A 14,418-nucleotide genomic window follows, 5' to 3' on the forward strand; every position below is an offset into this window, starting at 1 on the left:
CGGCAATGAACGGGATAGGGCTGGCGTAGCTCAGTTGGTAGAGCAGCTGACTTGTAATCAGCCGGTCGGGGGTTCGACTCCTCTCGCCAGCTCCATTTTCATCCCGTTGCTGTCAAAACTAGGTTTCGCCGCTAAGTGCGTGAAATTTAAAGAAAAAAGTGTTGACAGCGCAGCGAGATGTGTAGACAATGCACACCGCTTTGAGCAGGGGTTCCCGAGTGGCCAAAGGGATCAGACTGTAAATCTGACGCGAAAGCTTCGGTGGTTCGAATCCACCCCCCTGCACCATATTACACCTTAGGGTGTTGCGCGAAGCTCAAGGGTTTCGTATGGAGGTCCCGCAAGCGGGCATAGTTTAATGGTAGAACCTCAGCCTTCCAAGCTGATGATGCGGGTTCGATTCCCGCTGCCCGCTCCAAGTTTGGATCGGTTGGACTGTTCTCCAGGGTGCAACACTTTAAGTTGCCGTTATCGGCAAGGATTTTAGCTCATGTAGCTCAGGGGTAGAGCACACCCTTGGTAAGGGTGAGGTCGGCGGTTCAAATCCGCCCATGAGCTCCATTTTATATGACCGCAAGAGTGAGAGCTCTTGCGGTTGTTTGTGTCCGGGGTCGGAGTTTCCGGGTCGGATGTGCATGTTCTGGACGTGGGTGGTGCCGTTATCGGCTCGCCTATATATAGGAGGCTGCAATGGCAAAAGAAAAGTTTGAACGTTCCAAGCCCCACGTGAACGTGGGCACCATCGGTCACGTTGACCACGGTAAAACCACCCTGACCGCTGCTCTGACCCGCGTATGTGCGGAAGTATGGGGCGGTGACGCTGTTGCTTTCGACGGTATCGACAATGCACCGGAAGAGCGTGAGCGCGGTATCACCATCGCTACCTCTCACGTTGAGTACGAGTCCCCGACTCGCCACTACGCGCACGTAGACTGCCCGGGACACGCCGACTACGTTAAGAACATGATCACCGGTGCTGCTCAGATGGACGGCGCTATCCTGGTATGTTCCGCAGCTGACGGCCCCATGCCGCAGACTCGTGAGCACATCCTGCTTTCCCGTCAGGTAGGTGTACCTTACATCGTTGTATTCCTGAACAAAGCGGACATGGTAGACGACGAAGAGCTGCTCGAGCTGGTAGAGATGGAGGTTCGCGAACTTCTGGACCAGTACGAGTTCCCGGGTGACGACACTCCGATCATCGTTGGTTCCGCTCTGATGGCCCTGAACGGCGAAGACGACAACGAAATGGGTACTACCGCTGTTAAGAAGCTGGTAGAGACTCTGGACGAGTACATCCCTGAGCCGGAGCGTGCGGTAGACCTGCCGTTCCTGATGCCGATCGAAGACGTATTCTCTATCTCTGGTCGCGGTACTGTTGTAACCGGTCGTGTAGAGCGCGGTGTGATCAACACTGGCGACGAGATCGAAATCGTTGGTATCAAAGAAACCACCTCTACTACCTGTACTGGTGTTGAGATGTTCCGCAAGCTGCTCGACGAAGGTCGTGCTGGTGAGAACATCGGCGCACTGCTGCGCGGCACCAAGCGTGACGAAGTAGAGCGTGGTCAGGTACTGGCTAAGCCGGGCTCCATCACTCCGCACACCAAGTTCGAGGCGGAAGTGTACGTACTGTCCAAGGACGAAGGTGGTCGTCACACCCCGTTCTTCAAAGGCTACCGTCCTCAGTTCTACTTCCGTACTACCGACGTAACTGGTGCGTGTGAGCTGCCGGAAGGTACTGAAATGGTAATGCCGGGCGACAACATTCAAATGGTTGTTACCCTGATCGCTCCGATCGCCATGGAAGACGGCCTGCGCTTCGCTATCCGCGAAGGTGGTCGTACCGTAGGTGCGGGCGTTGTTGCCAAGATCATTGAGTAATCTTTGATTTTTACATCACATTACTCTATGTGGTGTATCAGGTGGGAGAGTTCCTGTAGCTCTCTCATCTCTGAGTGTGAAAGTGCTCAAACTGTACAGGCCAGTAGTTCAATTGGTAGAGCACCGGTCTCCAAAACCGGGTGTTGGGGGTTCGAGTCCCTCCTGGCCTGCCATTTTTAATCACTCCGCTTGAATAAGCTTTGGGGTGTCGCAAAACCCTACTTGTCAGTGGGGCTTTTGTGTTTATGAGCGCTAAAAGATTATCTGTGCTGCGCTAAGGGCTTCTTATATGAATGCTAAAACAGAAGCGAAAACCTTTCGTCTTGACGGTCTGAAGTGGTTGTTAATAGTACTGCTGGTGGGCGGTGCTGTTGCAGGCAATTCATATTACGCTGAATTCCCTTTGTTTTACCGAGTGTTGGCAGTAACTGCCATCTGTCTGGTAGCTCTGGTTGTGGCTGTAAACACCGCCAAAGGCAATGCGCTGTGGCAACTGTTGCGCGAAGCGCAAACTGAAGTCAGGCGTGTGGTTTGGCCGACCCGCCAAGAAGCAACCCAGACCACAGCGATTGTGGTTGTTTTCGTGTTGATCATGGCGCTGATCTTGTGGGCGCTTGATTCGGCTCTGGGTTGGGCGGCTTCCAAATTTATCGGCTAAAGGTTGATACATGTCAAAGAATTGGTATGTGGTCCAGGCTTACTCGGGCTATGAGAAGCGTGTCGCCAGCTCCCTGAAAGAGCGCATTGAGCTGAACGAAATGGACCACCTGTTTGGTGAAGTCCTGGTTCCCACGGAAGAAGTGGTCGAGATGCGCGCAGGGCAGAAGCGCAAGAGTGAGCGCAAATTTTTTCCGGGCTATGTCCTGGTAGAAATGGAATTGAACGACGATACTTGGCACTTGGTGAAAGAAACTCCCCGAGTGCTGGGTTTTATCGGCGGCAAGGCGGATAAGCCGGCCCCGATTACTGACCGCGAAGCACAGGCTATCCTGAATCGCATCGACGATTCCGCCGATAAGCCCAAGCCCAAGACGCTGTTCGAACCCGGTGAAATGGTTCGAGTTATCGACGGGCCGTTTAATGACTTCAACGGTGTGGTCGAAGAGGTCAACTACGAGAAGAGCCGCTTGCGAGTGGCGGTGTTGATCTTCGGTCGCTCCACCCCGGTTGAACTGGAGTTCAGTCAGGTAGAAAAGACCTGATTCCAGTATAAATTCTTTGCCCCCTTTCGCCGTGAGGTGAAAGGGGGTTTTCGCGTCCCCGGAAAATGAGTTTTCATTTCGGGGTTCGGGGAGCTTGCCCTTTAACTCTATGGTTGATACGGCGGGCGCTAATACCCAACTAGAGGAGAGCTGTAATGGCTAAGAAAGTAGAAGCTTATATCAAGCTGCAAGTTAAGGCCGGCCAGGCCAACCCGAGTCCGCCCGTTGGTCCCGCACTGGGTCAGCACGGTGTGAACATCATGGAATTCTGTAAGGCGTTCAACGCCCAGACCCAGAGCCTCGAGCCAGGTCTGCCAGTTCCAGTTGTAATCTCTGTATACAACGACCGCTCCTTCACCTTCATCATGAAGTCGCCGCCCGCCGCTGTACTGCTGCGCAAGGCTGCCAAGATCAAGAGCGGTTCCGGTCGTCCGAACACTGAGAAAGTGGGTAAAGTAACCCGCGCTCAGCTGGAAGAGATCGTAGAAATGAAGAAAGCAGACCTGACTGCATCCGACTTGGACGCGGCCGTGCGCACTATCGCCGGTTCCGCTCGCAGCGCCGGTATCGAAGTGGAGGGTCTCTAAGTGGCTAAATTGAGCAAGCGTCAGCGCGTAATCGCTGAGAAAGTTGAAGCTGGTAAGGCTTACGGCATCGAAGAAGCTGTAGCCCTGCTGAAAGATCTGTCCAATGTTAAGTTCGCAGAAACTGTAGACGCTTCTGTAAACCTGGGCATCGATCCGCGTAAATCCGACCAGGCTGTTCGCGGTGCGACCACTCTGCCGCACGGTACCGGTAAAGAAGTTCGCGTAGCTGTTTTCACCCAGGGTGCAAACGCTGATGCCGCTAAAGAAGCGGGCGCTGACCTGATCGGTATGGACGAGCTGGCTGCCGACGTTAAAGCGGGCAAAATGGACTTCGACGTAGTTATCGCTTCTCCCGATGCGATGCGCGTTGTAGGTCAGCTGGGTCAAATCCTCGGCCCGCGCGGCCTGATGCCGAACCCGAAGACTGGCACCGTAACTCCAGACGTTGCTACTGCGGTTAAAAATGCCAAAGCGGGTCAGGTGCGTTTCCGCGCTGACAAGGGCGGCATTATCCACGGTGGTATCGGTAAAGTTGCTTTCGATGCGAACTCTCTGAAAGAGAACCTGGAAGCTCTGGTTGCCGACCTGAAGAAAGCCAAGCCGGCTTCTGCAAAAGGTGTATATCTGAAGAAGATCACCCTGAGCACCACTATGGGCCCGGGTCTGGTTATCGATCAGTCTTCCCTGAACATCTAAATATCACTGCGGGGTGTGATCACCTCTCAGTAAATCGAACTTTGGGGTCCACCTGAATGCTTCGGCAGAAGGTGGGCCGTCAAAGACCGTAGGTGTCAGGTGCGTTGAGGTTTAACGTGCCTGGCTTAATCCGAACTTCGGCCAGGTTGGCCATTGCGAGGTTCGAGCCTACGCAGACGGTGTCGCCCAAACCAGTATTTTTACTGGATTTGAGCTTTATGCACCGGAACGGATCGGACGTTTAAGTCCGGTTTTTTTCAAATCCAGGAGTGACACTATGGCTATTGGACTCGAAGACAAGAAAGCGATTGTCGCAGATGTCCAGCAAGCTGCTGAAGGTGCTCTGTCTGCGGTTGTTGCGGATTCCCGCGGCGTAACCGTGAATGACATGACCACTCTGCGCAAAGAGGCTCGCGAGAACGGCGTTTGGTTGAAAGTCGTCCGCAATACTCTGGCGCGTCGCGCTCTGGCAGGTACCGAATACGAATGTCTGACTGACAAATTCGTAGGTCCCAGCATCATTGCATTCTCTAACGAACACCCAGGTGCCGGCGCGCGCATCCTGAGCCAGTTCGCTAAAGGCAATGACAAGCTGGAACTGAAAGGTGCTGCCTTCGAAGGCGCGATCACCGACGTCGCATTGTTGGCAAGCCTGCCGACTTACGACGAGGCGATCGCCAAGCTGATGAGCGTGTTGAAAGAAGCATCTGCTGGCAAGCTGGTTCGCACTATTGCGGCCGTTCGCGACCAAAAAGAGCAGGAAGCTGCGTAATTTATTCGCTAGAGCGAATCGCAGTTTCAAAACGAAATACGAGCAGCTACTGCTCAAACCAATTCAGGTACTGAATCATGTCTCTGACTAAAGAAGATATCATCAATGCTGTTGCCGAAATGTCCGTTAAGGATGTTGTTGAGCTGATCGAAGCAATGGAAGAGAAATTCGGCGTAACTGCTGCTGCAGCAGTTGTCGCTGGTCCGGCTGCTGCTGAAGCCGCTGAAGAGAAAGACTCTTTCGACGTAATCCTGACCTCTCCGGGCGACAAGAAAGTGAACGTGATCAAGGTTGTTCGCGGCATCACTGGCCTGGGCTTGAAAGAAGCTAAAGGTCTGGTAGACGGCGCTCCGAGCCCGCTGAAAGAAGGCGTAAGCAAAGACGAAGCTGAAGCCGCTAAGAAAGAGCTGGAAGAAGCTGGCGCAGTTGTAGAACTGAAGTAATTCGGTTCTTGCGTCTCCCGCTAGCCGTCGCGTAAAGCGGCAGATAGCGGTAAGGCTGGTGGACTTTTGTCCGCCGGCCTTTTTGCCGTTTGCGGTACTGAGGTTTTTACCGGTGCCGGCGGAATTGAAAAACCGTGGCAAACCTCATTTAACCATAGCGCAGTAGCGCTACCCATAAGCAAGCGGAGAGGTTTCTGGTCAGTGCAGCAGGGCTGTATTGATCAGAGGCTTCTCGCCCGGAGGGGCTCTCGACCGGAGTCCCACGAAGTCTTGTCACTGATCAAGCTGGGGAATTTGAATGGCTTACTCATATACTGAGAAAAAACGTATCCGCAAGGATTTTGGCAAACTGCCTAAGGTCATGGATGTGCCCTTCCTGCTTGCGATACAGCTCGATTCTTATCGCAATTTTACACAGGCCGACAAGCGCCCCGACGACCGTATGGACGTTGGCCTGCAGGCGGCGTTTAAATCTGTATTTCCGATTGTCAGCTATTCCGGCAATGCCGCCCTGGAGTACGTAAGTTATACGCTGGGTAAGCCCGCTTTTGACGTTAAGGAATGTACCCTGCGCGGCGTGACTTATGCATGCCCGCTGCGCGTGCGCGTGCGCCTGATTATTTACGATAAAGAGTCTGCGAATAAGTCCATCAAGGACATCAAAGAGCAGGAAGTCTACATGGGCGAAATTCCGCTCATGACCGACAACGGTACCTTTGTCATTAACGGTACCGAGCGCGTTATCGTATCCCAGCTGCACCGTTCCCCGGGTGTATTCTTCGATCACGACAAAGGCAAGACTCACTCTTCCGGTAAGCTGTTGTACGCCGCGCGTGTTATCCCCTACCGTGGCTCCTGGCTGGACTTCGAGTTCGATCCGAAAGACCTGGTATTCGTGCGTATCGACCGTCGCCGCAAATTGCCGGCCACTATCCTGCTGCGCGCCCTGGGTTACACCTCCCAGGAAATGCTGGAAATGTTCTTCGAAACCAGCACCTTTGAGCTGCTGGAAGACCGCGTCAGCCTGGAGCTGATTCCGTCCCGCCTGCGCGGTGATGTTGCCTCCTTTGACATCAAGGACGGCCAGGGCAAGGTGATTGTCGAAGAGGGTCGCCGTATTACCCCGCGCCATATCCGCCAACTGGAGAAGGCCGGCGTAGAGAAGCTGGAAGCACCGCTCGAGTATCTGTTTGGCCGTGTACTGGCGAACGACATCATCGATGAGTCCACCGGTGAAATCGCGATCGACTGTAACACCGAGATTACTGATGAAGTGATCGCCAAGCTGCGTGTACTGAACGTTAAGAGCTTCCAAACCCTGTACACCAACGACCTGGATCGCGGTCCGTTTATCTCCGACACCCTGCGTGCAGATCCGTCTCGCACCGTGTTGGAAGCGCTGGTAGAGATCTACCGCATGATGCGCCCGGGCGAACCGCCCACCAAGGAGTCCGCAGAAGCGCTGTTTGAGAACTTGTTCTTTACCGACGAGCGCTACGACCTGTCCGCTGTTGGCCGCATGAAGTTCAACCGCCGCCTGGGGCGCGAAGACGAGACTGGCGCCGGCACCCTGAGCAAAGAAGATATCGTCGACGTACTGAAGACGCTGATCGATATCCGCAACGGGCAGGGCATGGTCGACGATATCGACCACCTGGGTAACCGCCGTGTGCGCTCCGTGGGCGAAATGGCTGAAAACCAGTTCCGCGTCGGCCTGGTGCGTGTAGAGCGCGCGGTTAAAGAGCGTCTGTCCATGGCGGAGTCCGAAGGCCTGATGCCTCAGGACCTGATCAATGCCAAGCCGGTTGCCGCTGCGGTGAAGGAATTCTTCGGTTCCTCGCAGCTGTCCCAGTTTATGGACCAGAACAACCCGCTGTCGGAAGTGACTCACAAGCGCCGTGTTTCCGCCCTCGGCCCGGGTGGTTTGACCCGCGAGCGCGCCGGCTTTGAGGTGCGCGACGTACACCCGACTCACTACGGCCGCGTATGTCCGATTGAGACGCCGGAAGGACCGAACATCGGTCTGATTAACTCCCTGGCGACTTACGCCCGCGCCAACCATTACGGCTTCCTCGAGAGCGCCTACCGCAAAGTGGTTGACGGCAAGGTAACTGATGAAATTACGTACCTGTCCGCGATCAATGAAGCCAACTTCATTATTGCCCAGGCGTCTGCGGAAGTAGACGACAACGGTAACTTTGTTGATGACCTGATCAGCGTGCGTCACCAGGGCGAATTTACCCTGAAGGCACCGGGCGAAATCCAGTATATGGATGTTTCCGCCAAGCAGGTGGTTTCTGTCGCTGCGGCGATGATTCCATTCCTCGAGCACGATGACGCCAACCGTGCATTGATGGGATCGAACATGCAACGTCAGGCGGTACCGACCCTGCGCGCTGAAAAGCCGCTGGTGGGAACCGGTATGGAGCGCACTGTAGCGCGCGACTCCGGCGTGTGTGTGGTGGCCAAGCGCGGCGGTATTATCGAGCGCGTTGACTCCAGCCGTGTAGTTGTTCGCGTAGCCGACGCTGAAGTTGAAGCCGGTGATGCAGGTGTAGATATCTACAACCTGACCAAATACATCCGCTCCAACCAGAATACCTGTATCAACCAGCGTCCGATTGTTAATACTGGCGATCGTGTAGTCCGTGGCGACATCCTCGCCGATGGTCCCTCTGTAGACCTGGGTGAGCTGGCTCTGGGCCAGAATATGCGCATCGCATTTATGCCCTGGAATGGTTACAACTTTGAGGACTCCATCCTCATCAGTGAGCGCGTTGTACAGGAAGACCGCTTCACCACCATCCACATTCAGGAGCTGACCTGTATTGCCCGCGATACCAAGCTGGGCAGTGAGGAAATTACTGCGGATATCCCCAATGTGGGCGAATCTGCGCTGAACAAACTGGATGAGTCCGGCATCGTATACATCGGTGCGGAAGTAGGCGCTGGCGATATCCTGGTGGGTAAGGTTACTCCGAAAGGTGAAGCCCAGCTGACTCCGGAAGAGAAGCTGCTGCGCGCGATCTTCGGTGAAAAAGCCTCCGACGTTAAAGACACCTCCCTGCGCGCGCCCAGCGGCACTCGCGGTACCGTGATCGACGTACAGGTATTTACCCGCGACGGCCTGCAAAAAGACCAGCGCTCCATCGATATCGAGAAGGCGCAGCTGGACGAGGTTCGCAAGGATCTGAACGAAGAGTACCGCATCGTTGAAGGTGCAACCTTCGAGCGTCTGCAACAAGCTCTGCAGGGCCAGAAGGCCGCCGGTGGTAAGGGTGTTAAGAAGGGCGATGAGCTCAGCGCTGAAATCCTCGCCGCACTGCCGCGCGAAGACTGGTTCAAGCTGCGCATGGAAGACGACAGCCTGAACGACCAGCTGGAAAAAGCGGAAGCTCAGCTGAAAGAGCGCCGCAAGCTGCTCGACGAAGCCTTCGAAGACAAGAAGAAAAAACTGGAGTCCGGCGATGATCTGGCTCCGGGCGTGCTGAAAATCGTCAAGGTTTACCTGGCGATCAAACGCCGCATCCAGCCGGGCGACAAGATGGCCGGTCGTCACGGTAACAAGGGTGTTATCTCCGTAATCAAGCCGGTTGAGGACATGCCTTATGACCAAAACGGCGAGCCGGTAGATATCGTCCTGAACCCGCTGGGCGTTCCCTCGCGGATGAACGTGGGTCAGGTTCTGGAAATGCACTTGGGCATGGCCGCTAAAGGCCTCGGCGTTAAAGTCGACAAGATGATCAAGGAACAGCAGGAAATCGCCAAGGTGCGCGGATTCCTGGAAGAGGTCTACAACTCCACTGGCGGACGCAAGGAAGAACTCGACGAGTTCTCCGATGAGGAAGTCATGACCATGGCGCAAAATCTGCGTCGCGGTGTACCTATGGCGACCCCGGTATTTGACGGTGCCGATGAAAGTGAGATCAAGCAGCTGCTGCGTCTTGCCGACATCCCGGATTCCGGTCAGATCACCCTGCACGACGGCCGTACCGGTGATGCTTTCGAGCGTCCGGTAACTGTGGGCTACATGTACATGCTGAAGCTGAACCACTTGGTAGACGACAAGATGCACGCGCGTTCTACCGGTTCCTACAGCCTGGTAACCCAGCAGCCGCTGGGTGGTAAAGCCCAGTTCGGTGGTCAGCGCTTCGGGGAGATGGAAGTGTGGGCGCTGGAAGCTTACGGCGCCGCATACACCCTGCAGGAAATGCTCACGGTTAAATCCGATGACGTGGAAGGCCGTACCAAGATGTACAAGAACATCGTGGACTCCGACCACCGCATGGAGCCGGGCATGCCGGAATCCTTCAACGTACTGGTTAAGGAAATCCGCTCTCTCGGTATGAACTTCGAGCTTGAGCACGAGTAAATCCGAACCCGTACCGAAGCCTGTTGGCAGGTGAAATGAGACAAGTGCCAGCGCCCCGCGAAGCAGTGGGGCAGCTGGCCAGCCCGGCGGCCAGTGCGAGCGCCGGGTTGACTACCCCCTAGTGGAGGAAAGGCCTTGAAAGATTTATTAAATCTGGTGAAGTCCCAGGAGCAGCTGGAAGAGTTTGATGCGATTCGTATCGGTCTGGCATCACCGGACATGATTCGCTCCTGGTCCTACGGCGAAGTGAAAAAGCCGGAGACCATCAACTACCGTACCTTCAAGCCCGAGCGTGAAGGCTTGTTCTGCGCCAAGATCTTTGGCCCGGTAAAAGACTACGAGTGCCTGTGCGGTAAGTACAAGCGCATGAAGCACCGCGGCATTATCTGTGAGAAGTGTGGCGTTGAAGTGACCAAGGCCAAGGTTCGCCGTGAGCGTATGGGTCACATCGAGCTGGCCAGCCCGGTTGCACACATCTGGTTCCTGAAGTCCCTGCCGTCCCGTATCGGCCTGCTGCTGGACATGACCCTGCGCGATATCGAGCGCGTGCTGTACTTCGAATCTTACGTGGTTACCGAGCCGGGTATGACGACCCTGGAGCGCGGCCAGCTGCTGAATGACGAGCAGTACTTTGAGGCGATGGAAGAGTTCGCCGACGAGTTTGAAGCGAAGATGGGTGCCGAGGCGATCCAGGAGCTGATGGCGGATATCGAGCTGCCCGCAGAAATCCAGCGCCTGCGCGAAGAGATCCCGGCGACCAACTCCGAAACCAAGATCAAGAAACTGTCCAAGCGCCTGAAGCTGCTGGAAGCCTTCTACAAGTCCGGCAACAACCCGGAGTGGATGGTGATGAAGGCTCTGCCGGTTCTGCCGCCGGATCTGCGTCCGCTGGTACCGCTGGATGGCGGTCGTTTCGCGACCTCCGATCTGAACGACCTCTACCGTCGTGTGATCAACCGTAACAACCGACTGAAGCGTCTGCTTGAGCTGAACGCGCCAGACATTATCGTGCGCAACGAAAAGCGCATGCTGCAGGAATCTGTTGACGCACTGCTGGATAACGGCCGTCGCGGTCGCGCCATCACCGGCTCCAACAAGCGCCCGCTGAAGTCCCTGGCCGACATGATTAAAGGTAAGCAGGGTCGTTTCCGTCAGAACCTGCTGGGTAAGCGTGTTGACTACTCCGGTCGTTCCGTGATCGTGGTAGGTCCGACCCTGCGTCTGCACCAGTGTGGTCTGCCCAAGAAGATGGCACTGGAACTGTTTAAGCCGTTTATCTTTGGCAAGCTGGAATCCCGTGGCCTGGCCACTACGATCAAAGCTGCCAAGAAGATGGTCGAGCGCGAGGAAGCTGTCGTTTGGGATATCCTCGACGAAGTGATCCGCGAGCACCCGGTACTGCTTAACCGTGCACCGACCCTTCACCGTCTGGGTATCCAGGCGTTTGAACCGGTACTGATTGAAGGTAAGGCCATCCAGCTGCACCCGCTGGTTTGTGCGGCCTATAACGCCGACTTCGACGGTGACCAGATGGCGGTACACGTACCGCTGACGATCGAAGCGCAGCTGGAATCCCGCGCGCTGATGATGTCCACCAACAACATCCTGTCGCCTGCCAACGGTGAGCCGATCATCGTACCGTCCCAGGACGTGGTACTGGGTCTGTACTGGATGACCCGCGAGCGCGTTAACGATAAAGGCGAAGGCATGTTCTTCTCCGATATCAAAGAAGTGAGCCGCGCTTTCTACGCCAAGCAGGTTGGTCTGCAAGCGAAGATCAAGGTGCGTATCCGCGAAAATATCGTCGGCGAAGACGGTGAGAAGCACGAGACTATCTCCATTCAGGACACCACTGTAGGCCGCGCGCTGCTGTGGAACATCGTGCCGGAAGGCCTGCCGTTTGCGCACGTCAACCAGCCGATGAAGAAAAAGGCAATCTCCCGCGCCCTGAACGAGTGCTACCGCAAGGTGGGCCTGAAGGCGACGGTTATTTTTGCCGACCAGCTGATGTATACCGGTTTCGATTTCTCTACCAAGTCCGGTTCCTCCATTGGTGTGAACGACTTTGAGATTCCGGCTGAAAAAGCCGAACTGATCGATGCTGCGGAAGCGGAAGTGAAAGAGATTGAAAGCCAGTTTGCTTCCGGCCTGGTAACCCAGGGTGAGAAGTACAACAAGGTTATCGACGTTTGGTCCCGCACCAACGACAAGGTAACCCAGGCGATGATGGCCGGTATCAAGAAAGAGAAGGTGATCGACCGCGAGGGCAACGAGACCAAGCAGGACTCCTTCAACTCCGTATACATGTACGCCGACTCCGGTGCCCGTGGTTCTGAAGCGCAGATTCGTCAGCTCGCCGGTATGCGTGGTCTGATGGCCCGTCCGGATGGCTCCATTATCGAGAACGCCATTACGGCAAACTTCCGTGAAGGTCTGACCGTACAGCAGTACTTCATCTCGACCCACGGTGCTCGTAAAGGTCTGGCGGATACCGCACTGAAAACCGCTAACTCCGGTTACCTGACCCGTCGTCTGGTTGACGTGGCCCAGGACGTGGTAATTACCGAGCTGGATTGTGGCACCGACGACGGTCTGACCATGGCGCCGGTAATCGAGGGTGGTGACGTTATCGAATCTCTCGGTGACCGTATCCTCGGCCGTGTTGTGGCCCGCGATGTACTGAAGCCGGGCAGCGATGAAATCGCCGTTTCCGCCGGTACTATGATCGACGAGAAGTGGGTAGAGCGCATCGAAGCCATGGGCATCGATGAGGTTCTGGTTCGCTCCCCGATCACCTGTGAGACTGCACACGGTATCTGTGCCCAGTGTTACGGCCGCGATCTGGCCCGTGGCCACCGCGCCAACCCGGGTGAGTCTGTGGGCGTTGTTGCCGCACAGTCCATCGGTGAGCCGGGCACCCAGCTGACCATGCGTACCTTCCACATCGGTGGTGCTGCAAGCCGTGCCTCCGCTGCGGACAGCATCCAGGTGAAGCAGGGCGGTACCGTACGTCTGCACAATGTTAAGACGGTTAAAACCGAAGTCGGCACTCTGGTAGCCGTGTCCCGTTCCGGTGAGCTGGCGATTGCCGACAGCGCCGGTCGCGAGCGCGAGCGCTACAAGCTGCCTTACGGTGCTGTGATCAGCGTCTACGAAGGTGCCGAGGTAGACGGTGGCCAGATCGTGGCCAAGTGGGACCCGCACACCCACCCGATCATCACCGAGGTAGCCGGTTGGGTGAAACTGTCCGGTATGGAAGAAGGGCTCTCCATCCGCAAGCAGACCGACGATATCACTGGCCTGTCCTCTATCGAGATTATCGATCCGGCCGAGCGCCCGGCAGCGGGTAAAGATCTGCGCCCAGCGGTAACCCTGCTGGATGAGAACGGCGAAGAGCTGACTCTGGCTAACAGTAATGCGCCTGCGCACTACGCCCTGCCTCCGCGTGCAATCCTCAGCCTGGCTGAAGGCAAGCAGGTGAACGTGGGTGACGTAATCGCACGTATTCCGCAGGAATCCGGCGGTACCAAGGACATCACCGGTGGTCTGCCCCGCGTTGCCGACCTGTTCGAAGCGCGCAAGCCGAAAGAGCCGTCCATTCTGGCGGAAATCTCCGGTACCGTATCCTTCGGTAAAGAGACCAAAGGCAAGGTTCGCCTGCAGATTACCCCGCGCGACGGCAAGCCGCTGGCCAACGGTAAGGACCACTACGAGGTTCTGATTCCGAAGCACCGCCAGCTGACCGTGTTCGAAGGTGAAACCGTAGAAAAGGGTGAGGTTATCTCCGATGGCCCGTCCAACCCGCACGATATTCTGCGCCTGAAAGGTGTGGAAGAGCTGGCTCGCTACATCACCAACGAGATCCAGGAGGTTTACCGCCTCCAGGGTGTAGGCATTAACGATAAGCACATCGAAACCATCGTGCGTCAGATGCTGCGTAAAGTTGAAATTACCGAGATGGGTGATTCCAGCTTGATTAAGGGCGACCAGGTTGAATATCAGCGCGTGATCGAAGAGAACGAACAGCTGCGTACCGAGAACAAGCAGCCCGCTCAGTTCGAGCGCCTGCTGTTGGGTATTACCAAAGCGTCCCTGGCCACTGAGTCCTTCCTGTCGGCGGCTTCGTTCCAGGAGACCACCCGCGTTCTGACCGAAGCGGCGGTAACTGGTAAGGAAGACAGCCTGCGCGGCCTGAAAGAAAACGTGGTTGTGGGCCGCCTGATCCCGGCCGGTACCGGTCTGGCCTACCACAGCGAGCGCAAGCGCAAGCGCAGCCTGCAACTGGAAGAGGCCTTCGGTGAAGGACCTTCCGCTGCTGAGGTTGAAGCGGCTCTGACTGAGGCACTGTCGAAGTCCTCAGGCGAATAAGGCATATCCCACTCCACCGGCTGGTGGAGTGGGGTAGGTCGGGGCACTTCGGTGCCCGATCTGATATTGGCGACTGTCTGTGATGTAAGCACTT

At 56.0% G+C, this 14,418-nt stretch carries 9 protein-coding genes and 5 tRNA genes; all 14 read left to right on the top strand.

Features of this window, described 5'->3' with window-relative positions; all coding sequences use genetic code 11:
• Positions 1–19 precede the first annotated feature (19 nt).
• The 14 genes from ACJJIK_RS17505 to rpoC all read left to right on the top strand — a co-directional run bounded on the left by ACJJIK_RS17505 (position 20) and on the right by rpoC (position 14,324).
• Positions 20–95, top strand: a tRNA-Thr gene (locus tag ACJJIK_RS17505).
• A gap of 109 nt (positions 96–204) precedes the next feature.
• Positions 205–288: transfer RNA gene (locus ACJJIK_RS17510), tRNA-Tyr, on the top strand.
• A gap of 56 nt (positions 289–344) precedes the next feature.
• A tRNA-Gly gene (locus tag ACJJIK_RS17515) sits at positions 345–418 on the top strand.
• A gap of 68 nt (positions 419–486) precedes the next feature.
• A tRNA-Thr gene (locus ACJJIK_RS17520) sits at positions 487–561 on the top strand.
• A gap of 129 nt (positions 562–690) precedes the next feature.
• On the top strand, positions 691–1,884 hold the full coding sequence (tuf, locus tag ACJJIK_RS17525; protein WP_444929555.1) for an elongation factor Tu: 1,194 nt from the start codon (positions 691–693) through the stop codon (positions 1,882–1,884).
• 97 nt (positions 1,885–1,981) lie between these two features.
• Positions 1,982–2,057: transfer RNA gene (locus ACJJIK_RS17530), tRNA-Trp, on the top strand.
• A gap of 116 nt (positions 2,058–2,173) precedes the next feature.
• Positions 2,174–2,542 carry a preprotein translocase subunit SecE gene (gene secE, locus ACJJIK_RS17535; protein WP_108731643.1) on the top strand — a complete coding sequence of 123 codons (369 nt, stop codon included), beginning with the start codon at positions 2,174–2,176 and terminating at the stop codon, positions 2,540–2,542.
• 10 nt (positions 2,543–2,552) lie between these two features.
• On the top strand, positions 2,553–3,086 hold the full coding sequence (gene nusG / locus ACJJIK_RS17540; RefSeq protein WP_108731644.1) for a transcription termination/antitermination protein NusG: 534 nt from the start codon (positions 2,553–2,555) through the stop codon (positions 3,084–3,086).
• 155 nt (positions 3,087–3,241) lie between these two features.
• On the top strand, positions 3,242–3,673 hold the full coding sequence (gene rplK / locus ACJJIK_RS17545) for a 50S ribosomal protein L11 (protein WP_108731645.1): 432 nt from the start codon (positions 3,242–3,244) through the stop codon (positions 3,671–3,673).
• Positions 3,674–4,369, top strand: a complete 696-nt coding sequence (gene rplA / locus ACJJIK_RS17550; protein ID WP_413664283.1) for a 50S ribosomal protein L1 — start codon at positions 3,674–3,676, stop codon at positions 4,367–4,369. It begins immediately after the preceding gene.
• A gap of 277 nt (positions 4,370–4,646) precedes the next feature.
• Positions 4,647–5,141 carry a 50S ribosomal protein L10 gene (rplJ, locus tag ACJJIK_RS17555; RefSeq protein WP_282934404.1) on the top strand — a complete coding sequence of 165 codons (495 nt, stop codon included), beginning with the start codon at positions 4,647–4,649 and terminating at the stop codon, positions 5,139–5,141.
• Positions 5,142–5,218: 77 nt separating this feature from the next.
• Complete coding sequence (gene rplL, locus ACJJIK_RS17560; RefSeq protein ID WP_444929556.1) at positions 5,219–5,584, top strand: 50S ribosomal protein L7/L12; 366 nt, start codon at positions 5,219–5,221, stop codon at positions 5,582–5,584.
• A 298-nt stretch (positions 5,585–5,882) separates the two neighbouring features.
• Positions 5,883–9,956: a DNA-directed RNA polymerase subunit beta gene (gene rpoB, locus ACJJIK_RS17565; protein WP_444943467.1), complete on the top strand. Its 4,074-nt coding sequence runs from the start codon at positions 5,883–5,885 to the stop codon at positions 9,954–9,956.
• A gap of 135 nt (positions 9,957–10,091) precedes the next feature.
• Entirely contained in the window at positions 10,092–14,324 is a 4,233-nt protein-coding gene (gene rpoC / locus ACJJIK_RS17570) for a DNA-directed RNA polymerase subunit beta' (protein WP_444943468.1), read from the top strand.
• Positions 14,325–14,418: the final 94 nt, after the last annotated feature.

The sequence above is a fragment of the Microbulbifer regidiadema (SeqCode) genome (assembly GCF_052466995.1).